General features: G+C 72.9%; 22 protein-coding genes. 10 read left to right on the top strand and 12 right to left on the bottom strand.

The genetic code is table 11. The annotated features are described in order from the left end of the window. Positions 1-39 precede the first annotated feature (39 nt). From hemE to ACLJQZ_RS05890, 4 genes are read left to right on the top strand one after another with little or no spacing between them, the layout of a single operon-like run. Entirely contained in the window at positions 40-1,110 is a 1,071-nt protein-coding gene (hemE, locus tag ACLJQZ_RS05905) for a uroporphyrinogen decarboxylase (protein ID WP_410619028.1), read from the top strand. Next, on the top strand, positions 1,107-2,507 hold the full coding sequence (gene hemG / locus ACLJQZ_RS05900; RefSeq protein ID WP_410619026.1) for a protoporphyrinogen oxidase: 1,401 nt from the start codon (positions 1,107-1,109) through the stop codon (positions 2,505-2,507). Before hemE ends, hemG begins: the two co-directional genes overlap by 4 nt. Positions 2,508-2,564: 57 nt before the next feature. After that, positions 2,565-3,257: a hydrogen peroxide-dependent heme synthase gene (hemQ, locus tag ACLJQZ_RS05895; protein ID WP_247049049.1), complete on the top strand. Its 693-nt coding sequence runs from the start codon at positions 2,565-2,567 to the stop codon at positions 3,255-3,257. Then, positions 3,257-4,609, top strand: a complete 1,353-nt coding sequence (locus tag ACLJQZ_RS05890; protein ID WP_410619025.1) for a CoA transferase — start codon at positions 3,257-3,259, stop codon at positions 4,607-4,609. Before hemQ ends, ACLJQZ_RS05890 begins: the two co-directional genes overlap by 1 nt. 194 nt (positions 4,610-4,803) lie before the next feature. Here the strand turns inward: ACLJQZ_RS05890 and ACLJQZ_RS05885 are convergent, their stop codons facing one another. The 8 genes from ACLJQZ_RS05885 to ACLJQZ_RS05850 all read right to left on the bottom strand — a co-directional run bounded on the left by ACLJQZ_RS05885 (position 4,804) and on the right by ACLJQZ_RS05850 (position 11,184). After that, the gene (locus ACLJQZ_RS05885) at positions 4,804-5,142 is read right to left on the bottom strand and encodes a hypothetical protein (RefSeq protein WP_410619024.1); all 339 of its coding nucleotides are present in this window, start codon (positions 5,140-5,142) and stop codon (positions 4,804-4,806) included. Further along, a complete protein-coding gene (locus tag ACLJQZ_RS05880) occupies positions 5,139-5,939 on the bottom strand; it encodes a DUF692 domain-containing protein (protein WP_410619022.1) in 801 nt (266 codons plus the stop codon). Before ACLJQZ_RS05880 ends, ACLJQZ_RS05885 begins: the two co-directional genes overlap by 4 nt. After that, positions 5,932-6,849, bottom strand: coding sequence for a TIGR04222 domain-containing membrane protein (locus tag ACLJQZ_RS05875; RefSeq protein ID WP_410619021.1), 918 nt, complete (start codon positions 6,847-6,849; stop codon positions 5,932-5,934). Before ACLJQZ_RS05875 ends, ACLJQZ_RS05880 begins: the two co-directional genes overlap by 8 nt. A 66-nt stretch (positions 6,850-6,915) precedes the next feature. Next, complete coding sequence (locus ACLJQZ_RS05870) at positions 6,916-7,839, bottom strand: TIGR04222 domain-containing membrane protein (protein ID WP_410619019.1); 924 nt, start codon at positions 7,837-7,839, stop codon at positions 6,916-6,918. Positions 7,840-7,927: 88 nt separating this feature from the next. After that, positions 7,928-8,350, bottom strand: coding sequence for a peptide-methionine (R)-S-oxide reductase MsrB (gene msrB, locus ACLJQZ_RS05865; RefSeq protein WP_247049057.1), 423 nt, complete (start codon positions 8,348-8,350; stop codon positions 7,928-7,930). A 19-nt stretch (positions 8,351-8,369) separates the two neighbouring features. Continuing rightward, positions 8,370-8,675, bottom strand: coding sequence for a hypothetical protein (locus tag ACLJQZ_RS05860; RefSeq protein WP_328458657.1), 306 nt, complete (start codon positions 8,673-8,675; stop codon positions 8,370-8,372). 56 nt (positions 8,676-8,731) lie between these two features. Further along, positions 8,732-10,342 carry a protein kinase domain-containing protein gene (locus ACLJQZ_RS05855; RefSeq protein WP_410619018.1) on the bottom strand — a complete coding sequence of 537 codons (1,611 nt, stop codon included), beginning with the start codon at positions 10,340-10,342 and terminating at the stop codon, positions 8,732-8,734. A gap of 167 nt (positions 10,343-10,509) precedes the next feature. Continuing rightward, positions 10,510-11,184 (bottom strand): TVP38/TMEM64 family protein, encoded by a 675-nt coding sequence (locus ACLJQZ_RS05850; RefSeq protein ID WP_410619017.1) that lies wholly within the window; start codon positions 11,182-11,184, stop codon positions 10,510-10,512. A gap of 87 nt (positions 11,185-11,271) precedes the next feature. Between ACLJQZ_RS05850 and ligD the strand changes: the two genes are divergently transcribed. The 3 genes from ligD (at position 11,272) to ACLJQZ_RS05835 (ending at position 14,024) form a co-directional block, all read left to right on the top strand. After that, complete coding sequence (gene ligD, locus ACLJQZ_RS05845; protein WP_410619016.1) at positions 11,272-12,297, top strand: non-homologous end-joining DNA ligase; 1,026 nt, start codon at positions 11,272-11,274, stop codon at positions 12,295-12,297. Between the two features lie 305 nt (positions 12,298-12,602). Next, positions 12,603-12,995, top strand: a complete 393-nt coding sequence (locus tag ACLJQZ_RS05840; RefSeq protein ID WP_247049063.1) for a DUF6221 family protein — start codon at positions 12,603-12,605, stop codon at positions 12,993-12,995. Between the two features lie 48 nt (positions 12,996-13,043). Beyond that, positions 13,044-14,024, top strand: coding sequence for an LLM class flavin-dependent oxidoreductase (locus ACLJQZ_RS05835; RefSeq protein WP_410619013.1), 981 nt, complete (start codon positions 13,044-13,046; stop codon positions 14,022-14,024). A 116-nt stretch (positions 14,025-14,140) separates the two neighbouring features. On the opposite strand, the gene ACLJQZ_RS05830 is transcribed toward ACLJQZ_RS05835, so the two are convergent. After that, complete coding sequence (locus ACLJQZ_RS05830; protein WP_410619012.1) at positions 14,141-14,794, bottom strand: maleylpyruvate isomerase N-terminal domain-containing protein; 654 nt, start codon at positions 14,792-14,794, stop codon at positions 14,141-14,143. A gap of 18 nt (positions 14,795-14,812) precedes the next feature. Continuing rightward, complete coding sequence (locus tag ACLJQZ_RS05825; RefSeq protein ID WP_410619011.1) at positions 14,813-16,375, bottom strand: PucR family transcriptional regulator; 1,563 nt, start codon at positions 16,373-16,375, stop codon at positions 14,813-14,815. A gap of 125 nt (positions 16,376-16,500) precedes the next feature. Between ACLJQZ_RS05825 and pruA the strand changes: the two genes are divergently transcribed. Both pruA and ACLJQZ_RS05815 read left to right on the top strand, forming a co-directional pair. Next, positions 16,501-18,129: an L-glutamate gamma-semialdehyde dehydrogenase gene (gene pruA, locus ACLJQZ_RS05820; RefSeq protein ID WP_410619010.1), complete on the top strand. Its 1,629-nt coding sequence runs from the start codon at positions 16,501-16,503 to the stop codon at positions 18,127-18,129. 12 nt (positions 18,130-18,141) lie between these two features. Then, positions 18,142-19,071, top strand: a complete 930-nt coding sequence (locus ACLJQZ_RS05815; RefSeq protein WP_410619008.1) for a proline dehydrogenase family protein — start codon at positions 18,142-18,144, stop codon at positions 19,069-19,071. 64 nt (positions 19,072-19,135) lie between these two features. On the opposite strand, the gene ACLJQZ_RS05810 is transcribed toward ACLJQZ_RS05815, so the two are convergent. After that, a complete protein-coding gene (locus ACLJQZ_RS05810; protein WP_410619007.1) occupies positions 19,136-19,510 on the bottom strand; it encodes a thioredoxin family protein in 375 nt (124 codons plus the stop codon). Between the two features lie 89 nt (positions 19,511-19,599). On the opposite strand from ACLJQZ_RS05810, the gene ACLJQZ_RS05805 reads away from it, so the two are divergent. Continuing rightward, positions 19,600-19,842 (top strand): DUF2630 family protein, encoded by a 243-nt coding sequence (locus ACLJQZ_RS05805; RefSeq protein ID WP_247049070.1) that lies wholly within the window; start codon positions 19,600-19,602, stop codon positions 19,840-19,842. A gap of 107 nt (positions 19,843-19,949) precedes the next feature. On the opposite strand, the gene ACLJQZ_RS05800 is transcribed toward ACLJQZ_RS05805, so the two are convergent. Next, on the bottom strand, positions 19,950-21,494 hold the full coding sequence (locus tag ACLJQZ_RS05800) for an alpha/beta hydrolase (RefSeq protein ID WP_410619006.1): 1,545 nt from the start codon (positions 21,492-21,494) through the stop codon (positions 19,950-19,952). Positions 21,495-21,549: the final 55 nt, after the last annotated feature.

The following is a 21,549-nucleotide window of genomic DNA, read 5'->3' as shown; positions in this document are numbered from 1 at the left end:
GAGAAGCGCCCCACCGGGCTCGTGGCACGATTGAAGACGATGTCTCCCACCACGCCTCTGCCGCAGCGGACCCCCGCGTCCGCCCGCCGCGAGCTGCCCGAAGCCCCGTTCCTGGCCGCCGCGCGCGGCGAACGCCCGGCGCGCACGCCCGTCTGGTTCATGCGCCAGGCCGGGCGGTCGCTGCCCGAGTACCGCGCGCTGCGCGAGGGCGTGGCGATGCTCGACGCCTGTTTCGACCCCGAGATGCTCGCCGAGATCACGCTGCAGCCGGTCCGGCGGCACGAGGTCGACGCCGCGGTCCTGTTCAGCGACATCGTCGTGCCGCTCAAGGCCGCCGGGGTCGACATCGACATCGTCCCGGGCACCGGTCCCGTGGTCGCGACGCCGGTGCGCGACCTGGCCGCCGTGAAGGCGCTGCCGGAGCTGGTCCCCGACCAGGTCGGCAAGGTCGCCGAGGGCGTCGCGCTGCTGGTCGAGCGGCTCGGCGAGACGCCGTTGATCGGCTTCGCCGGCGCGCCGTTCACCCTGGCCAGCTACCTCATCGAGGGCGGCCCGAGCCGCAACCACGAGCACACCAAGGCGCTCATGCACTCCGAGCCGGCGGTGTGGCACGAGCTGGCCGGGCGGCTGGCCGACATCGCGCTGACCTTCCTGCGCGCGCAGCTCGACGCCGGCGTCGACGCGATCCAGCTGTTCGACTCCTGGGCCGGCGCGCTGTCCGAGCGGGACTACCGCGAGTTCGTGCTGCCGCACTCGGCGAAGGTCCTCGACGGCGTCGCCGCCTACGACGTCCCCCGGATCCACTTCGGCGTCGGCACCGGCGAGCTGCTGCCCGCGATGCGCGACGCGGGCGCGGACGTCGTCGGCGTCGACTGGCGGATCCCGCTCGACGAAGCCGTCCGGCGGCTCGGTGGCAAGGCCGTGGTGCAGGGCAACCTGGACCCGGCGCTCCTGTACGCGTCCTGGCCGGTGCTCGAGGCCCAGGTGCGCCGCATCGTCGCCGAGGGGCGAGCCGCCGACGGCCACATCTTCAACCTGGGCCACGGCGTGCTCCCCAGTGTCGATCCCGAGGTCCTGACCCGCGTGGCCGGGCTGGTGCACGAGCTGTGACGCGGGTCGCCGTCGTCGGGGCGGGCATCTCCGGCCTGACCGCGGCGTACCGGCTGCGGCAGCTGCTCGGCGCCGGCGCCGAGATCGTCGTGTTCGAGAAGACCCGGACCCCGGGCGGCAAGCTGCGCACGACCGAGCTGGCCGGCGTGCCCTACGACGTCGGCGCCGAGGCGTTCCTCGCCCGCCGGCCCGAGATGCTCGCGCTGGTCCGCGAGCTGGGCCTCGGCGTCGTCCACCCGACCGGCGCCCGCGCGAAGATCCACGCCGGCGGCACCGTGACCGGGCTGCCGCCGGGCACCGTGATGGGTGTCCCGGCGTCGGCGGAGTCGGTCGCCGGAGTGCTGTCGGAGGCGGGGCGCCGCGCGGTCGAGGCCGAGGTGTCGCTGCCGGAGCTGCGGCTGCCGAGCGGGGACGTGCCGCTGGGGCCGCTGCTGCGTGAGCGGTTCGGCGACGAATTGGTCGACCGGCTGGTCGACCCGCTGCTGGGCGGCGTCTACGCGGGCGGGGCCGACGGTCTCGGCCTGCGCGCGACCATGCCGGGCCTGGCCGCGGCGGTGGCCGCCGGCGCGGGTTCGCTGACCGCGGCGGCCGCGTCCCAGCTGCCCGCGTCACCCAGCTCGGCCCCGGTGTTCGGCACCGTCCCCGGCGGCCTGGGCACGGTGGTCGACCGGCTGACCGAGCTGTCCGGCGCCGACCTGCGGACCGGGCTGCCGGTCTGCGACATCGAGCGGAACGGCACGAGCTGGCGGCTGCGGATCGGCGCGGCGCCGACCGCGCACGCGCCCGCGGAGAACACGATCGACGCCGACGCGGTGGTCCTCGCGGTGCCCGCGCCGTCGGCCCGCCGCCTGCTCGCGGACCTGGTGCCCGCGGCGTCGGCGGCGTTCGGCGAGGTCGAGCTGGCGTCGATGGCGGTGGTCGCGCTGGCCCTGCCACCCGGCACGGAGCTGCCCGCGGCGTCGGGAATCCTGATCGGCCAAGGCGAGCGTGACGCAGCAGGCGTGCCGTACGCGGCGAAGGCGTTCACGTTCTCTTCGCGCAAGTGGGCGCACTTCGGCACGGGCCCGGTCCTGGTCCGCGGCTCGGTGGGCCGTTTCGGCGAGCTGGGCGCGCTGAAGGCGGACGACGTCGAGCTGGTCCGCGTGGTCCGCGACGACCTCGCGCGCCTCACGGGCATCACGGCGGAACCGGTGGAAACGCTGGTGACCCGCTGGGGCGGCGGCCTGCCGCAGTACGGCACCGGCCACCTGGAGCGGGTGGAGCGCATCGAGAAGGCGATCGCCGGGATCCCGGGCCTGGCCGTGGCGGGCGCGACCCTGCACGGCGTTGGGCTGCCGGCCTGCGTGGCGACGGCCGAAGCGGCCGCCCAGCGAGTGGCGGCGCACCTTTCCGCGTGAGTGCTCTCACCCCGACCCGTGGGGGCGCCTCGCGGGGCTCGGTGACAGGATGGACGTATGGCGCGGGTCAACTTCAGCGAGCTCAACGACACCATCCGGTACACCACCTGGTCGGTCTTCCGGATCGAGCCCGGCAGGCTGGGTGAGGACCGCGGGACCGCCGGTCGCGAGACCACCGAGTACCTCGACGGGCTCGAGGCCAAGGGCGTCGTCGTCCGCGGCGTCTACGACCTTTCCGCGCTGCGGGCCGACGCCGACTACATGATCTGGTGGCACGCCGAGGAGATCGAGCAGGTCCAGGCCGCCTACGCCGGGTTCCGGCGGACGCCGCTCGGGCGCGCGTCGACGCCGGTCTGGAGCCAGACCGCGCTGCACCGGCCCGCCGAGTTCAACAAGAGCCACATCCCCGCGTTCCTCGCCGGGGAAGAGGCCCGCAAGTTCATCTGCGTCTACCCGTTCGTCCGCTCCTACGAGTGGTACCTGCTGCCGGAGAACGAGCGCCGCAAGATGCTCGCCGACCACGGCAAGGAAGCCCGCGACTACCCGGACGTGCGCGCCAACACCGTCGCGTCGTTCGCGCTGGGCGACTACGAGTGGATCCTCGCCTTCGAGGCCGACGAGCTGCACCGGATCGTCGACCTCATGCGCCACCTGCGCGGCACCGAGGCACGTCTGCACGTGCGCGAAGAGATCCCGTTCTACACCGGCACCCGCGTGCCGCCCGCCGAGCTCGTCGCGGCGCTGCCCTAGTGACCGAGACCTCCGTGCGCGAGATCCTGGACGGCGTCTGGCACACCCTCACCGGGGAGACGCCGGGACCCCTCGAGCTGACCGGCGCCGAAGACGTGCTGCCCGGCCCGTACCGGGTGGCGGCGGCCGCGACCACGGCCATCGCGGCGGCGACCCTGGCCGCCGGTGAACTGCTGAAGCTGCGCGAGATCGACCCCGGCGTCGTCACGGCGGACACCCGCCACGCGGCGGCGGCCTTCGCGAGCGAAGCCTTCTCGCGGGTCGAAGGCATCGAGCCCGAGTCCGTGTGGGCGCCGCTGTCGGGCAACTACCGCACGACCGACGGCTGGGTCCGCCTGCACTGCAACTACCCGCGCCACGAAGCCGCGGTGTGCTGGGGACTCGGCGTCCCCGGCAGCCGCGACGTCGTGACGAAGACGGTCGCCGGGCGCATCGCGCGCGAGGTCGAGCACGCCGTCGTCAGCGCCGGGGGAGCGGCCGCGGAGCTGCGCTCGCCGGAAGACTGGGCAGCGCACCCGCAAGGCGAAGCGGTGGCTTCGCTGCCACTCGTGGACCTCGCGCCGATCGGCGAAGCGCCGAAGCGGACGTTGTTCTACTCGGACCGCCCGCTCGGCGGCGTCCGCGTGCTGGAGCTGACGCACGTCCTCGCCGGCCCGGTGGCCGGGCGGGTGCTCGCCGCGCACGGCGCCGACGTCCTGCACGTCGGGGCCGCGCACCTGCCACGCGTCGAGACGCTCGTGCGGGACACCGGACAGGGCAAGAAGTCCGCGTTCGTCGCCCTCGACACCGAGGGCGGCCGCGCGCGGCTCAAGAAGCTGATCAGCCGGGCCGACGTGCTCGTGCAGTCGTTCCGCCCGGGCGCGCTCGAGCGGATCGGCTTCGGCCCCGCGGATCTGGCCGAGCTGCGGCCGGGTTTGGTGATCGCCGACCTGAGCGCCTACGGCTGGGAAGGCCCCTGGGCCCGTCGGCGCGGGTTCGACAGCCTGGTCCAGATGTCGAACGGCATCGCGTGGGGTGATGAGCCGTCGCCGCTGCCGGTCCAGGCGCTGGACCACGGCACGGGCTGGCTTGCCGCGGCGGCGATCATGACGGCCCTGCGCCGCCAGGTCACCGACGGCGGCACCTGGCGGGTGCGGCTGTCCCTCGCGGGCACCGGCCGCTGGCTGGATTCGCTGGGCCGCAAGGACCTGGTGTCGTCCGAAGTGGACTTCAGCGACCTGCTCGAGGAGACCGACAGTGGCTACGGCCGGCTGACCCGGGTCCGGATGGCGGGCGGCCTGCCGGGCGCGGAACCGCACTGGGCCTTCGGGACGCGTCTGCCCGGTGTCGACAAGCCGACCTGGACGCCCTGACCTGACGGCAGAGCCCGCCCTTCCCGGGGGATGCCCCCGCAACCAGTTTACCGGCGTGGTCCGACAAAAAGCCTGGTCCGGGACGGGTTGTCCACATCACGGCCGAGCTGTGGACAACCGGGTTCGGACCCCAGCGCCCCAAAGTGGCGTTGGGTGCGTTGCCCGCACCGAATGCCACATCGAGACGCTTGGGCTCAGCGGCGCCGGAGCCGGGAAACCAGGCCCCGCTTGGGTTTCGGCAGGTGGCCCGCCTCGATCAGCCACGTGACGAACTCGTCCGCGTACGCGTGCGAATGCTCGGACGCCTTCTTCGGGCGGCCCGCCGCGAACTCCGCGAACAACGGCCCGTACCGCTCGCCGAGCGTCTCCGCCAGCTCCGGGCGCTGGTACGCCAGCACCTTGCCGTGCTTGCGGCGCAACACGTTCGCCTCCACCTTCAACCGCGCAGGGTCGAAACCCGGCGGGGGCTCGCCGCCGGCCAAGAGCGCGTGCAGCAGCTCCGCCTGCCGCGCCGCCAGCTCCTCGCGGCTCACACCGTCACCGCCGCCCGGAGCGCGGCCAGCTCCGCCGCCAGCTCGGCGTCGCTCGGGTAGTCGTCGTCGCGTTCCAGCAGGACTCCCGGCGGGTCCGTCCGGCGGCGGAGTTCCGCCAGCAGCGCGAGGACCTCCGGCAGCACCGGGTGCGCGTGCGTGTCGTGGTAGACGCCGTCGCGCTCGATGCCGCCCGCCATGTGCACGTACGCCAGGCGCTCCCACGGGATGCCGTCGAGGAACGCCTCCGGGTCGGTGCCGATGTTGCGGGCGTTGGCGTACAGGTTGGCGACGTCGATGATCAGCCGGCAGTCCGTCCGCTCGGTGAGCTCGGTGAGGAACTGTTCTTCGGTGAGCTCGGCATGCGGCCATTCCAGTACCGCCGCGATGTTCTCCAGCGCGAACGGGACGTCCACAATGGACTGAGCGAGGCGCACGTTCGCGACCAGCGCGTCCAGCGCCTCCCGGGTGCGGGGGAGCGGCATCAGGTGCCCGGAGTCGAGCCCGCCCGCGCGCACGAAGCAGACGTGGTCGCTGACCAGCGGCGCGTCCAGCGCCCGCGCGATCTCCGCGAGGTGCTGGACGCGGCCGGTGTCGAGCGGCTCGGCCCCGCCGAGCGAGAGCGAGACGGCGTGCGGCAGCACCGGCAGACCGCGCTCCCGCAGCGCGACGAGCGTCTCCGGGAGGTTGTCGTGGTGCAGGTTCTCGGCCACGACCTCGACCCAGTCCACGCCCGGGAGCCGGGCGATGGACAGGTCGAGCTCGTGCCGCCAGCCGATCCCGATGCCGAGCTCACCCACCGCAGCCCCCGCCTCCGCAGCCACCGCCACCGCACGAAGAACCGCTGCTGCACGACGACGAACTCGAACACGACGACCCGCTGCTGCACGACGACCCCGACGACCCACCGCCGCCGACCGCGCCCGCGGGCGGCATCAGGGCCGCGCTCAGCTCTTCGTCCGGGTACATCGCCAGACCGCCGAGGGCGACCGCGGCGACGGCGCCGCCGAGCAGGACGCCGCCCGCGAGGGCCCCGGCCGGCACCGGCCCGGACGCCGCCGCCCGCGCCTGGCCGAGCAGCCGGTGCCCCGCGGCCGACGGCTGCCGCATTCCGGCCTTGGTGCGCCGGACCGCGGCCACGATCGTCAGCACGGCCGCGATCAGCACCAGGAACACCAGGACCCCGACCGGGCGGCCCAGCGAGATGCCGTTGAGCAGCCGGATCACGCCGAGCGCGAGCACGGCCAGCTGCAGGACCAGGCCGACCGTCCGGGCCTGGCGCCGCGCCGCGGCGGACGTCAGCAGTCCCCGCTGGTCGAGGCCGTCCTCCAGCGCCCGCATGGTCGCGGAGCCGCGGACCTTCGCCCGGATCGTCGCGGTCGTCTTCAGCTGCGCGACGTCGGCGACCGCCCGCTCGAGCGGTTCGACGGGCAGCGGCCCGGCCTGGCTGATCTGCCGGTAGCTGTTGACCCGCAGCTGACCGCGTTCGACCAGCGCCGCGATCGCCGCGTCGGTCGCCCGGTCCGGGCCGCCGGCCAGGAACGCGAGCTGGTAGACGCTCGGCGTCGGGCCCGGCTGGGCGTGGTCGGCGCGCATCGCGCGACCGGCCATGACGCCGGACACGACGAGCCGGATCAGCAGGACCGCGCCCAGCAGCGCGATGTAGAGGACCACGAAATCGGGTCCCGAGATGCCCCACGGGTCGTCCATCGCCCGTCTCCCCTCAGTTGATGCCGGTTACCGTAGCTGTGAGACGCAGCAGGTCGCGTCGGCGTTTCATCCGCCGCAGCCCCCGCCGCCACCACCGCCGCAGGAGCTGCCACCTCCACCGCCGCCGCAGGAACTGCCGCCGCCCCCGCCGCCGCAGGAACTGCCGCCGTAGTAGCCGACGGCCGCGCCGCCCCCGGCGCTCGTCCAGCGTGAGCGGGCCGCCCGGCGGTCGTACGTCTTGGCGGCGGCGTGCGCGGCCTGGGCGACGGCCGCGCGGACGTCCTGGTCCGGGTGGGCGGCGAGGCCGCCGCTCGCGACGGCGCCGGTCGCGCCGGAGAGCAGCGTCCCGGCCCGGCGGGCCTCTTCGACGGCCAGCCGCCCGGCGGCGGTGGCCTTCGCCTCCGGCGCGTTCGCGGCCCGCACGGTGACGGCGACCACCGCGACCACGTTCAGCACGAGCAGACCGAGCAGGTAGCCGACGGCGTGGCCGGTGCTCGCCCCGGCGACCAGCCGCGCGATGCCGAGCGCGATCAGCACCCAGTACGCGATCGACGTGGTGGTCCAGGTCAGCCGCAGTTTCCGCGTGTCGGCGAGCAGGCCGCGGCCGACCAGCCCGGCCGCCAGCTCGGTCACCGACCGGTGCTGGGAGACGGCTGTGCGCACCCGGTCGACCGAGCTGCCGGTCTTGCCGACGCGGTCGACCGCGATGCGGCCCAGTTCGTCCGCGGGGCGGCCCTTGACGCGGTGCAGCCGGCCGGTGCCGTCCATCCGGACGAGCTGCTGGTCCAGCAGCCCCGCGACGACGACTTCGCCGACGCGGTCGGGCCCGCCCGTCAGCAGGGCCAGCTCTTCGACCCTCTGCGGTGCCCCGCCCGCGTGGCCGCGCGCCAGCACACTGGTGCGCACCACGGCGTAGAGCAGGGGAATGAGAAGCAGGCCCAGGTAGAGGCCAGTGAACAGCGGTCCGGGAATGCCCCACGTGTCGGTCATGACTCCGCCCTCCCTCGTCCGTGTGCGGAGACTACGTTCGAGGAAGGGCGGAGGGTTGCAGGCTTAAGGAGGATTTAGGACTGCGGGTTCAGGACTGCGGTTCCAGCTTCAGCGAGATCGAGTTGATGCAGTAGCGCTGGTCGGTCGGGGTCGCGTACCCCTCGCCTTCGAAGACGTGCCCGAGGTGGCTGTGGCAGGAGCCGCAGAGCACCTCGATCCGCTTCATGCCCATGGCCCGGTCTTCCCGGAGCAGGACGGCGTCGGAGTCCGCCGGGTCGTAGAACGACGGCCAGCCGCAGTGGCTCTCGAACTTGGTGTCGCTGCGGAACAGCTCGGCACCACAGGCGCGGCAGGCGTAGACGCCGGTCGTCTTGGTGTCGGTGTACTCGCCGGTGAACGGCCGTTCGGTGCCGGCCTGGCGGAGTACGGCGTACTCCTCCGGGCCCAGCTCCGCCCGCCATTCCTGCTCGGACTTCACGACGCGAGGGGTGGCGCCGACAACGGGTTTCATACCTTTCACCCGATCCACGTTACGCCGCGAGCCACGCGAGGGCGTGCACCACGATGTCCCATGCGGCGACTATCACTCCCAGGACGATCAGCACGACGATCAGGGCGGACACCCAGTAGCGCAGGCCACCGAGGCGGTTGCTGGAATCGGCGAAGTCGGCGACGCCGTCGAGCGCGGCTTCGATGGTGTAGTTCGGACCGGATCGTTCGATCCGGTCGAGGTGCTCGGCGAACGCGCGCGCCTCCGGGTCAAACGGGTCCAGCCCGACCAGGTCCTCGTGGAAGCGAGGGTTCCCGCCCGGCGGCGAAGCTCCGCTCTCGGCCATAGCACCACGGTAGGCCATCGGGGCCGCTCAGCCCACCAGCGGCGCGTTAAGTCTCACTAGCGGGAGGCCGAGCCGGGGAGCCTGGTGTCGGCGTCGATGAGCATCTGACCGCCGACCGTGACGATCCGGTAACCGCCGCGGACGCCGTTGACCGTCAGGTTCATCGTGATCGAGCCGTCGGAGTTGGCGCCGCCGCTGTCGGCGCGGGCCGTGCTGTAGCTGGGGGCCTTGTTGTTCCCCCAGTACTCGGTGAAGGCCTGCTCGCTGCCGTACACCTGCTGCGCGGCCGGGGTGAGCTTCGACCAGCCGCTCGACGGGCTGTCGTAGAACGCGGTGAGCGCGCGGCCGGCGGCGCCGTAGTCGCTGATCTTGCCTTCCGGCGCGGTCTTGCCCAGATCCGCGGGGACGTTCGTGGCACTCTGCGCGCCGCTGCTGCTCTTCGGCGCGGTGCCGGGCGCGCTGGTCGGGGCGCCCGGGGACTGCGCGCTCTGGTTGCCGCCCGTGCCGCCGCTGCCGGAGTTCACCATCAGGAAGATGATCACGGCGACCACGACGACCGCGGCACCCGCGCCGGCGAAGATCGCGTACTTGCGCTTGTTGTCCGGCTTGGCCGTGGCCGTCGAGTACTGCGGCGCCCTCGCCGACGGGGCCGAAGCCGCGGGTACCGGTCTGGGCGGGGTGTTCGGCGGCGCGGCCGGGGACCGCATCGGCATGAACGCGGCGGTCGGGCGCGGCGGGTTCGACGGCGCCTTGCCCGCGGGCACCGGCGTGCCGACCGGCGGCGACGAGGGTGCTTTCTGCTGGTCGGACCGCTGCCACGGCGGGCGGTCGCCGCTGTCCGCGGGGGGAGCGGCGGGCTTGCGGCCCCCGCCACCCGAGAGCAGCGGCGGTGACGCCGACATGCCGCCCGGCTCGGTCCGGGCCAGCGCGGCCAGCCGTTCGCGGGCCTCGGCCATGGACGGGCGCTCGCCCGGTTCGCTGCGCAGGAGGCTCATCAGCAGCGCGGTGGCCCCGCCCGCCTGCACCGGCGGGTTGATCTGGCCGTTCGCGGCCGCGTAGAGCAGCGCGAGCTGGTTGGTCGTGTTGCCGTAGGGCGTGGTGCCCTCGATGGCCTGGTAGAGGGTCGCGCCGAGGGCGAAGACGTCGGAGCTGGGCACCGGGTCGGCGCCGCGCGCCAGCTCGGGCGCCAGGTACGCGGGCGTGCCGCCGATCAGGCCGGTCGCCGTCAGCGTCATGTCGCCGGCCGCGCGCGAGATGCCGAAGTCGGTGATCTTCGCGGTGCCGGTCTCGTCGATGAGGATGTTGCCGGGCTTGACGTCGCGGTGGACGATCCCGGCGCGGTGCGCGGCGACCAGCGCCGACGCCACCTGCTCGCCGATCCGCGCGATCCGGCCGAGGGGCAGCGTGCCCTCCTCGGAGAGGATCGTGGAGAGGCTCGGCCCGTTGAGGTACTCCATCACCAGGCACGGGTCGCCGTTGTGCTCGGCGATGTCGAACACCACGATCGCGTTCGGGTGCTGGAACCGGGCCGCGTTCTTCGCCTCGCGCATCGCGCGCTGGCGCATGTTGTCGCGCTCGGTCTCGGAGACGCCCGGCTGGGGGAGGATCTGCTTGATCGCGACGTCGCGCTCGAGGCGCACGTCGGTCGCGCGCCACACGACTCCCATGGCACCGCTTCCGATGTGCTCGACGAGACGGTAGTGCCCCGCGATCAGCTGACCGGTGTCGATGGCGACTGCTCCTGACGAAATTGCCCGGTGATGGTGACCCTGCTCAGCGCGTACCCGCTTCGCGCACCCAATCGAGTGTAGCGGGCGGCTGTGTGCTGTTCGCGTCAGCCAGCCGGACCGGCGGGCTCCGGTTCGGGTACCGGTGCCACCGGCGCCCGTTTCCGGACCACCCTGACCAGCCCGATCGCCCCGGCCAGCGCGAAGACGCCGTAACAGGCGAGCAGCGCGGGCGGCGTGTCGCCGGTCAAGACGTCCCCGAGCACGACCACCGCGACGGTGCCGGGCACGCTTCCGAGCAGCGTACCCACCAGGTACGGGGTCAGCCGTACGGACGACACCCCGCAGAGGTAACTGAAGGGCGCGAAGGGCACTACGGGTATGAGTCGCAGCGACGTGATGGCCAGGACGCCACCGTCGGAGAGCCGGTCGTTGACCGCCCGCACCGACGCGCGGTGCAGGTGCCGGGTGACGAGGTCCCGGCCGAGCAGCCGGGCCAGCCCGAACGACAGGCCGGCCGCGACGGTGGTGGCGACGAGCCCGATCGCGATCCCGGCCGCGGTGCCGACCAGCAGGCCGGCCGCGAGGTTGAACACCGTCCGCGGGATCGGGATCACCGTGAGCAGCGAGTACGCGACGAAGAGGATGAGCGGGGTGGCCGGGCCGGTGGCCGCCGCCCAGGCGCGCAGCTCGGCCGGCCCCGGGATCGGCACCAGCACCGCGGCCGCCGCGAAGAGGGCGAGCACGGCGAGCGCGACGATCATCTTGGTGCGGCCGGACACTCGCTCAACGCTACAGCGTCACTTTCACGTGAAAGTGACGGCATTCTCGCGGGAGCCAGGCGGCGCGATCACCGCTAGCGTGGCCTCATGCCCAAGCACGGTGACCCGGTGACCTACGAGGTGGGCGGGCGCAGCGTCCGCGTCTCCAGCCCGGACAAGGTGTACTTCCCGCAGCGCGGCATCACCAAGCGGCAGGTCGTCGAGTACTACCTGGCGGTCGGCGAGCCGCTGCTGCGCGCGATCGGCGAGCGGCCCACGACGCTGAAGCGCTACGTCGACGGCGTCGAGGGCGACTGGTTCTACGCCAAGCGCCTGCCGAAGGGCGCCCCGGACTGGGTGGAGACCGCCGAGATCACGTTCCCTTCGGGCCGCAAGGCCGCCGAGGTGTGCCCGACCGAGCCGGCCGTGTTCGCGTGGGCGGCCAACCTCGGCACGTTCGACTTCCACCCGTGGCCGGTGCGGCGCCCGGACGTCGATCACCCGGACGAGCTGCGGATCGACGTCGACCCGCCGGACCGCGCCGGGTTCGCCGACGCGGTCGGGGTCGCCCAGGTCGTCCGCGAGGTGCTGGAGGCCGCCGGGCTGACCGGCTACCCGAAGACGTCCGGCGGGCGCGGCGTGCACGTGCTGGTCCGGATCCGCCCGGAGTGGGACTTCGTCCAGGTGCGCCACGCGGTGATCGCACTCGGCCGCGAGGTCGAGCGCCGGATCCCGGACAAGGCGACGATCTCCTGGTGGAAGGAGGAACGCGGCGGCCGCGTCTTCCTCGACTACAACCAGGCGGCCCGCGACCGCACGGTGGCGTCGAGCTGGTCGGTCCGCGGCACCCCGCGCGCGACGGTGTCGACGCCCCTGACGTGGGACATGCTGACCGAGGTCGACGCGGACGACTTCGACGTCCTGACGGTCCCGGACTTCCTCGCCGAACACGGCGACCTGCACGCGCACCTGGACGACAAGGCGTTCGGCCTGGAGACGGCGCTGGAGTGGTACGAGCGCGACCTGCGCGACCACGGGCTCGGGGACCTGCCTTATCCGCCCGACTATCCGAAGATGCCGGGAGAGCCGAAGCGCGTCCAGCCGAGCAAGGCCCGCCCGGAGCCGGAATCCTGACTCGGGGTCGGCGGTAGTCGCCGAGCAGGATCGGCCACGGCGTCCGGCGCGGGTTGTAACCGTCGCCACAGGGGTGCCGGGCGCCACTCGCGCTCGACGAAAGTGGTCAAAACCTTTATCGGTTTCCCGCCCGAAAAGAACGCGGAGTGATCACCCAAGCGCGTGGTGTCGCCTATAGGGTCACAAATGTTGCACGGCCGAGTTCGGCGTCACGATCATGGACTCGGACGGCGTAACGTGCGGTCCCGAATCGACGACTCCCCGGGACAATGCCGGGGGCGGGTTCGACCAGAGGGAGGCCCTTCGTGGACGACCTGATCGCATTCCTCGCCGCGCGTGTGGGCGCGCGGCAGGCGTTGATCATGCAGGCCGTCAACAAGGCCAAGGGCGGTGACACGATGAACCGCGGCGAGACGAAGGTCGCCGTGGAGCAGCGGATCCGCGGGCTGACCGACCTCGACCTCGACGCGGTCAACCAGATGATCAACGAGATCGAGGCGACCCGGCGGATCCTGCTCGCCCACCGCACGACGGTGTCCGAGAAGGTCCCCGGCTTTCCGCTCTACGGCAGCGAATACTGGTGTGAGACCTGCCACGTGCCCGCCGACGAGGCCGGCTCGAACTGGTGCCTCACGCTGCGCCTGCTGGCGCTGCCCTACGCCGACCATGCCGACTACAGCGAGCGCTGGCGCCCCTGACGGGAATCCCGTCGCGCGCCGGGCGTTGCACCCGGTGTGAAGCTTTCCGTGCTCGACCGTTCGCCCGTGCGGCGCGGCAGCACCCCGGCGCGGGCGCTGCGGGACACCGTCGCCTTCGCCGCCGACGTCGAACGGCTGGGCTACCACCGCTTCTGGGTGTCCGAGCACCACAGCGTGCCCGGGGTCGCCGGGTCCGCGCCGACCGTGCTGGCCGCGGCCGTCGCCGGGGCGACGTCGCGGATCCGCGTCGGCACCGGCGGCGTGATGCTGCCGAACCACCGCCCGCTGGTCGTCGCCGAGCAGTTCGGGGTCCTCGAAGCGCTGCACCCGGGCCGGATCGACATGGGGCTGGGCCGCTCGGTCGGGTTCACCGGCGGGGTCCGTGAGGCCCTCGGCCACGGGAAGGACGCCGCCGACGACTTCGGTGCGCAGGTGCGGGAGCTGCTCGGGTTCTTCACCGGCGGCCACGGCTATCCCGGCGTGCACGCCTACCCGGCCGAAGGCGCCCGCGTCGCGCCGTTCCTGCTGGCCACCGGCTCCGGCGCGGACCTCGCCGCCGAGCTGGGGCTGCCGCTGGTGATCGCGCCGATACGCGGCGAACAAGCACTGAAAGAAGCTGTGACGCGTTATCGCGACGGGTTCCGGCCGTCGGAGTGGGCGGGGGAGCCGTACGTCGTGGTCTCGACGGCGATCGCCGTCGCGGAGACGGCGGCGGAGGCCCGGCGCCTGCTCGTCTCGGAGGCCTGGGCGACGGTCTATTCGCGCTCCCACGGCGTCTTCCCGCCGTTGTCCCCGCCTGCGGAGGTCCTGGCTCTGCCGATGACCGACCGCGAACGCCGGCGTCTGGAGGAGGCCCTCGACGGCCAGATCTCCGGCACACCGGCCGAAGCGGGCGACCGGCTGGGCGCACTGGTCGAGGCCACCGCGGCCGACGAAGTCCTCGCGACGACGGCGGCCTACGACCGATCGGCGCGTCTCGATTCTTTCGCGGCCCTGGCCGAGCTGGCCGATCTTCGCGTTCCCGTCTGAATTCCGTGAGCTGCCGACCAATTCGGGCGGTATCACGTCGGTGAATGAAATTCCGAATATCGGACTATCGTGTCGTCAATTATCCGTGACGTTTCGACGGCGTCGTTCTCGCGCGATCACCCGAGCACCAAGGGCAGCCGGGCGGCGAGGGTGCCCAGCGAGGCCGTCTCGGTCTCGGTCGGGGCGCGGCGGCCCGTGACCACCCGCAGCGCGTCGATGTCGTCCAGCTGGTCGTTGATCGTCGTGCCGGCGAACTTCTCCAGCACCTGCCGGGTGTATGCCAACCCCTCAGGAGGCGGCCCGGCCACCTCCGGCAGGTTCGCGACCAGGTCCAGGTGGTGCAGCGTCCATTCCGCGACGTACACGCCGAGGTAGTCGGCGGTCGTGATGACCCGGTCGGTCGTCTCCACCCGCCGCGCTGGGTCCGCCGCGGCCGCCGCGCGGGCGGCGGCGCCCGCCAGGTCGTCGAAGTGGCGGCGGAGGCCGTCGGCGTCGCGGTACGCGGCGGCGCCACGGCGGACGAACGCCGTTTCCGCGTCGACGCCCGTCGGGAGGTCCGCAGGCTGCCAGTACGTCACCGCGTCCATGGTCGGCGCGGCGTCGGTCGGGGTCACCAGGGTGATCAGTACGTCCTGCGCGTCGAGGACCAGGTGGAACACCAGGTCCTGCACCAGCCAGCCGGTGCAGCCCGACGGCTGGGCCCACTGGCCGCCTTCGAGACCGGCTACCGCCGCGCGCAACGCCGTCCACGACCGCGAGAAGAGATCCACGTCGGCCAAGGTAGCGATTCAGAGCCGCAGCTGCAGCTGGGTGAGGATCCGCTGCGCGGGGTCGCCGAAGTCCACACCGGACACTTCGGCGGCGCGCCGGACGCGGTACCGGACGGTGTTGGGGTGCACGTTCAGCGCCGCGGCGGCGGCGCGGACGTCGCCGAACGCGTCGAGCCAGGTCAGCACAGCGGGGACGAGGATGCCGCCGTGCTCGGCGTCGTGCGCCACCAGCGCCGTCAGCCGCGGGTCGCGGATGCGCGGCTGGTCGCCGAGGTGGGCCAGCACCTCCGACAGCAGCACCTCGGCGCGGACGTCGGCCAGCGACGCGACGTCGGACGGCCAGTGCCCGCGCGCCATCGTGGCCAGGACGCGGTCGGCGTCCCCGCGCGAGGCGACGGCGTCGGACAGCCGCGGCACGACGCCGCCGAGCGCGGCCCGGACCGGGACGTCCAGGTGCCGGCGGGCCGCGCCGGCGATCTCGCGAGCCAGCGCCAGGACGGCGGCGTCCGAGTGCTCGGGCAGGTCCGGCAGCAGCGCGTAGACGCGGCCGCCGATCACGCTCACCAGCGCGCTGCGCCGGTACGCGGCGGTGTGCACGGCGATCAGGTGCACCAGCTCGGCGCGCCGCAGCTGCCGGTTGTCCGATCGCTCCAAGGAGAACGCCAGCACCTGCGCCGGCCGCGCCGGGTCGGCGCCGATGTCGTCGGCGACGGATTCGGCGTCCAGCTTGCCTTCCAGCAGGCTCGCCAGGAGGTCCTCGCGCAGCCGCAGCTCGGGGCTGGGCAGCGTGCGGGCGCGGATCAGCTGCGGGGCGAGCGCGCGGCTCGCGCCGAGCAGGGCCAGCTCGGCCTGTTCGGTGAGCGGCTGGGCGCCTTCCTGGACCCAGATCGTGCCGAGCGGCTGCGTGCCGGCGTGGATGCCCGCCGCGATCCGCCGCCGGATGCCGAGCTCGGGGCGCTCGTCGATCCGCACGATCCCCTCACCGGCGCGAAGCCGCTGGTAGACGCCCCATTCGCGGAGCAGCGCGAGGTAGCGTTCCGGGCCTTCGCGGCCGAGGATCGACAGCCGCCGCAGCTCGTCGACCTCGTCGCCGGCGCGGGAGTAGGCGAGCACGCGGCTGGCCGTGTCCTCGATGCTGACGAGCCCGCCGGTGAGGGTCGCAATCGTCTGCGCCAGCGCGAACAGGTCGCCGAGCACCTCGCCGCTCGCTGCTTCGCCGCCGGCGCGGGCGGCCTCGACGACGCCACGGGCGAGTGACTCCACTTGCTCCCAGCGGGCTTCGGCGCCGACGGTGAGGAGGGCGACACCGGCGTCCGCGGCGACCTCGGAGCCGCCGGCGCCCTTGACCGCCACGGCCGCCGCACCGCCGCGGCCGGCCGCGCGGATCGCGGGTGCCGCGGCCCGGCAGCGCGCGCCGATGACCAGCACCAGGTCGCCGGGGCTCGCTTCCAAGGGGTCTTCGGGGTCGAGGATGACGACGTCCGAGACCGGCACGCCGAGGCCGTGCGGCGCCACGACGACCTCGACCAGCGGTTCGCCGAGGGTGGCGAGCACGTGCCGCAGCGACGTCCCGGCCGTCACCTGCGGGTCAGCCGATCGGACAAGCTCATGTCGGTGATTTTAGCTGTTCGGACAAACCCAGAACACGTGTCCGGGGTTACCGTTCGGGGCATCAGGACTTGGAAGAGCGCTGCAGAGGAGCCGCCGTGGACGCCGTGACCCAGACCCCCGCCCCGAGGAACGAGACGGTGCTGACGTACGCGCCGGGCAGCGCCGAGCGCGCGGAACTCGAGGGTGCGCTCAAGCGGCTGGGCCAGGCGGAACCCGTCGACCTCACGGTCACCGTCGGGGGTGAGCAGCGTCCCGGCGGCGGCGAGAAGATCGACGTCGTCCAGCCGCACAACCGCCGCCACGTGCTGGGCACCATCCACAGCGCCACCCAGCAGGACGCGACCGACGCCATCACCGCGGCCACGCAGGTCGCGCCGGAGTGGCGCGCACTGTCCTACGACGACCGCGCCGCCATCCTGCTGCGCGCGGCCGACCTGCTGACCGGCCCGTGGCGCGCGACGATCAACGCCGCGACCATGCTCGGCCAGTCCAAGACCGCGACCCAGGCCGAGATCGACTCCGCCTGCGAGCTCGCCGACTTCTGGCGCTTCAACGTCGAGTTCGGCCGCCGCGTGCTCACCGAGCAGCCGATCAGCTCGCCGGGTGTGTGGAACCGGCTGGAGCACCGCCCGCTCGAAGGCTTCGTCTACGCGATCACGCCGTTCAACTTCACCGCGATCGCCGGCAACCTGCCGACCGCGCCCGCGCTGATGGGCAACACCGTGCTGTGGAAGCCGTCGCCGACGCAGTCGTTCGCCGCGCACCTGACCATGCGGCTGCTCGAAGAGGCCGGCCTGCCGGCGGGCGTCATCAACCTGCTGCCGGGTGACGGCAAGGCCGTCTCCGAGGTCGCCCTGACCCACCGCGACCTGGCCGGCGTCCACTTCACCGGCTCGACCGCGACGTTCCAGCACCTCTGGGGCACGATCGGCGCGAACATCGCCGGGTACCGCTCCTACCCGCGGCTGGTCGGCGAGACCGGCGGCAAGGACTTCATCGTCGCGCACCCGTCGGCCGACGTCGATGTCCTGCGCACCGCGATGGTCCGCGGCGCTTTCGAGTACCAGGGCCAGAAGTGCTCCGCGGCTTCGCGGGCCTACATCCCGCGCAGCGTCTGGAACCGGGTGAAGGACGGTCTTGTTGCGGAGACTGAGGCCCTGTCCTACGGCGACGTCACCGACCTGTCGCACTTCGGCGGCGCGGTGATCGACCGGCGCGCGTTCGACAAGCACGCTTCGCTGTTCGACCGCGTCAAGGGTGACGCCTCGGTGGAGATCCTCACCGGCGGCACGGCCGACGACACCGAAGGTTTCTTCGTCCAGCCGACGATCCTCGTCTCGGACAACCCGAAGCACGAGATCTTCTCGACCGAGTACTTCGGCCCGATCCTGTCGGTGCACATCTACGAGGACGGCGACTTCGACGCCGTTCTGAAGCTCGTCGACGAGACGGCGTCCTACGCGCTGACCGGCGCGATCATCGCCAACGACCGCACGGCCGTCGCGAAGGCGTCCGAGGCGCTGCGGTTCGCCGCCGGCAACTTCTACGTCAACGACAAGCCGACCGGCGCGGTCGTCGGCCAGCAGCCGTTCGGCGGCGCGCGGGCCTCGGGCACCAACGACAAGGCGGGCTCGATCTTCAACCTGCAGCGCTGGACGAGCCCCCGCTCCATCAAGGAAACCTTCGTCCCGCCGACCAGCGTCCGCTACCCCCACCAGGGCTGAGGAGGTCCCGTCATGCTGCGTGCCCCGTTGCTCGCCGCCGCCCGCTCCAAGGGCATCCGGCGGCTCGTCGAAGCGGTGCCCGCCACGCGATCCGTGGTGCGCCGCTTCGTCGCCGGGTCCGAGACCGCCGACGCCGTCCGCGTGGCCAGGGAACTGGCGGCCGGCGGCCGGCGGATCACCCTCGACCACCTGGGTGAGGACACCACCGACGCCGCGCAGGCGGCGGCGACGGTCGCGGCCTACGAAGCCGTGCTGTCGGCGCTGGCCTCGGAAGGGCTCGCTTCCGGCGCGGACGTCTCGGTGAAGCTGTCGGCGGTGGGCCAGTTCCTGCCGTCGAACGGTGAGGACGTCGCGCTGGAGAACGCCCGGAAGATCTGCGCCGCGGCGGAAGCGGTCGGCGCGACCGTGACGCTCGACATGGAGGACCACACCACCACGGACTCGACGCTCGGCATTCTGCGGGAGCTGCGCGGCGAGTACCCGTGGGTGGGCGCGGTGCTGCAGGCGTACCTGCGGCGCACCGAGCAGGACTGCCGCGAGCTGTCCGGCCCGGGTTCGCGGGTGCGGCTGTGCAAGGGCGCCTACGCCGAGCCGGAGTCCGCCGCTTTCCAGGACAAGGGCGACGTCGACAAGTCGTACGTGCGCTGCCTGCGCGTCCTGATGGCCGGGCAGGGTTACCCGATGGTGGCCTCGCACGACCCGCGGATGATCGAGATCGCCGCGGCTCTGGCGATCGAGCACACCCGGTCGTCCGACGACCACGAGTTCCAGATGCTCTACGGCATCCGCCCGGAAGAGCAGGCGCGGATCGCGGCGTCGGGCTCGCGGATGCGCGTCTACGTGCCCTACGGCGACGAGTGGTACGGCTACTTCATGCGCCGTCTCGCGGAGCGCCCGGCCAACCTCGGGTTCTTCCTGCGCGGCCTGGCCACCCGGTCCTGAAACGCCGTGAAGGCCTCCTTACCGGCTCTTATGGCCGGTAAGGAGGCCTTCACGGCTTTCGGTGTTACGCCTGCTCGGCCGTCTCGGCTTCGGCGGCCTTGCGCTTGACCTCGGCCATGTCGATGTCGCGCGCCTGCTTGATCAGCTCTTCCAGGGCGGGCTCGGGGAGCGCGCCGGGCTGGGCGTAGATCAGGGTCTTGTCGCGGATGATCGCCAGCGTCGGGATCGAACGGACGTCGAAGGCGGCCGCGAGCTGCTGCTGCGCCTCCGTGTCGACGCTCGCGAACACGATGTCCTCGTGCTTCTCCGACGCCTTCTCGTACACCGGCGCGAACTGACGGCACGGGCCGCACCAGCTCGCCCAGAAGTCGATGAGGACGAACTCGTGGTCATCGAGGGTCTGGTCGAAGTTCTCGGCGGTCAGCTCAACGGTGCTCATGACCTGGTCAACGACGTGGGCGCGGCGGGAATTCCCGGGCGCGCGGTAGCGTCTGCACGAGCGAAACCCGCGTGACCCGAGGAGGACACATGGCCGACAGCGAGATCCTGGGCCGGATCGACGAACTGATCGCGGAGGAGCACGAGCTCCGGTCGCGCTCGGTGGGCGTGGGCCTGGCCGGCACCGACAAGGACCGGCTCACCTCGGTCGAGCAGCAGCTGGACCAGTGCTGGGACCTGCTCCGGCAGCGCCGGGCGAAAACCGAGTTCCACGAGAACCCGGAAGACGCCCAGGCCCGCCCGGTCTCCGAGGTCGAGTCCTACCGCCAGTAAGCCGTAACTCGCGTGATCACATCCGGATCCCGCGTGATTGAAGCCGGAACTCGCGAGTTCCGGCTTCAATCACGTGAGTCACGTGCCGGATCACGCGAGTTACGGGGTCAGGCGGGGCAGAGGGTGCCGTCGGCGGGGATCTTGCCGTCGATGAGGAAGCCGCGGGCCGCGTCCGTCACGCAGGGGGACGCGCCGAGCGCGCCGTGGCCCGCGCCCTGCCAGGTCAGCGTCACCGCGGACGGCATCTGGTCGGCCGCTCGGGTGGTGCCCACCTGCGGGGTGACCGGGTCGGCCGCGGTGGCCGTGACCAGGATCGGCGGCGCGCCCGGGGCGCCCGCCGGGGGCAGCGGCTCGGTCCGCACCGGCCACGGGCCGCACCACGCCAGCTCCTGGGCGACGACCGCGCCGAACTGCGGGTACTTGGCGCGCATCCCGCCGACGACCTGGTCGAGCTGGTCGGCCGACAGGCGCGTCTGGCTGTCGTTGCAGTGCGTCGCGATCGTGGAGTCGAGCCGCGACGGCTGGGCCCGCGTGTCGTGCAGCGCCGGCGCGGCGAACGCGGCCAGCGGCGCGATGGTCCCGCCCTTGGCCGCCGTGATCGCGTCGGCCAGCTCGGGCCAGCGCGCGCGCTGCGCCAGTCCGGAGTAGACGGCGAACATCGCGACGCCCGGGCCGAACGCGCTCCCGTCGTCGTTCGACGGCGGCGAAGTGCGCAGCTGGTCGGTCAGGGTGGCGAGGGCGGCCTTCGGGTCGCCGAGCGAGCACCCGCGCGCCGCGCAGTCGGCCGCGAAAGCGTCCAAAGTGGACTGGGCGCCGGCCGCGACGGCGTCGAGCACTGCGGCCGAGTCCGGGCCCGGGTCGGGCACGCCGTCGAGCACCATCCGGCCGACCTGGCCGGGGAAGCGCACGGCGTACTCCGAAAGCACCTTCGAGCCGTCACCGCGGCCGAGCGCGTTGAGCCGGTCCATGCCCAGCTGCTTGCGCAGCTCGTCGAGGTCACCCGCGGCGCGCCAGCTGTCCAGCGCGGTCTGCGCGTCGTCCAGCTCGATGGCGCACTGCTGACCGGCCTTGCGCGCGGCGTCCAGGACGTCGGCGAGGCCGCCCTGCGCCGGGTCGGCGTCGATCAGGTCGTGCCGGATCTCGGCCGGCACGCACTGCACGGCGCCCGACATCCCGGTGCCGCGCCGGTCCAGGCCGATCAGCGAGAACTTCTCCAGGAACGCCGGCGGCAGCGTGGTGGCGAGGCGGGCGGCGTAGATCGTGCCCGGTTCGCCGCCGACGTCGTTGACGACGACGAGCGGCACCGGCCCGGCGCCGACCTTGAGCGCCAGCAGCCGCATGACCGAGCGGCGCGGCTCGCCCGGCGCGTCGACCGGGGTCGACACGCGGGCGCAGGTGAAGTGCAGGCTGTCCGGCACCGGCGGGGTGCCGATCCGCTGGCGGGTGTCGTCGTCGCAGTCGGACCACTTCAGCGTCGACGACTGCGGCTCGCCCAGCGGCGGCAGCGGGACCGGCGGCGTGGCGCCGGCCGCCGTCGACTTCGCCGGGCCGTCGTTCTCGACCAGCGCGGGGCGCACCGACGGCCCCGCGGCGCAGCCCGCGGCGGAGGCCAGGGCGAGCAGCGCGACCAGGAGACGGGAACGGCGGCGCACGGGCGAAGTCCTCACGTAGATCAAGGCCGGAACATCCGTGAGCTTTCCACGTCCG

The organism is Amycolatopsis sp. cmx-8-4 (assembly GCF_046548675.1).
GTDB lineage: Bacteria > Actinomycetota > Actinomycetes > Mycobacteriales > Pseudonocardiaceae > Amycolatopsis.
This window is presented reverse-complemented; position numbering and strand designations above follow the sequence as displayed.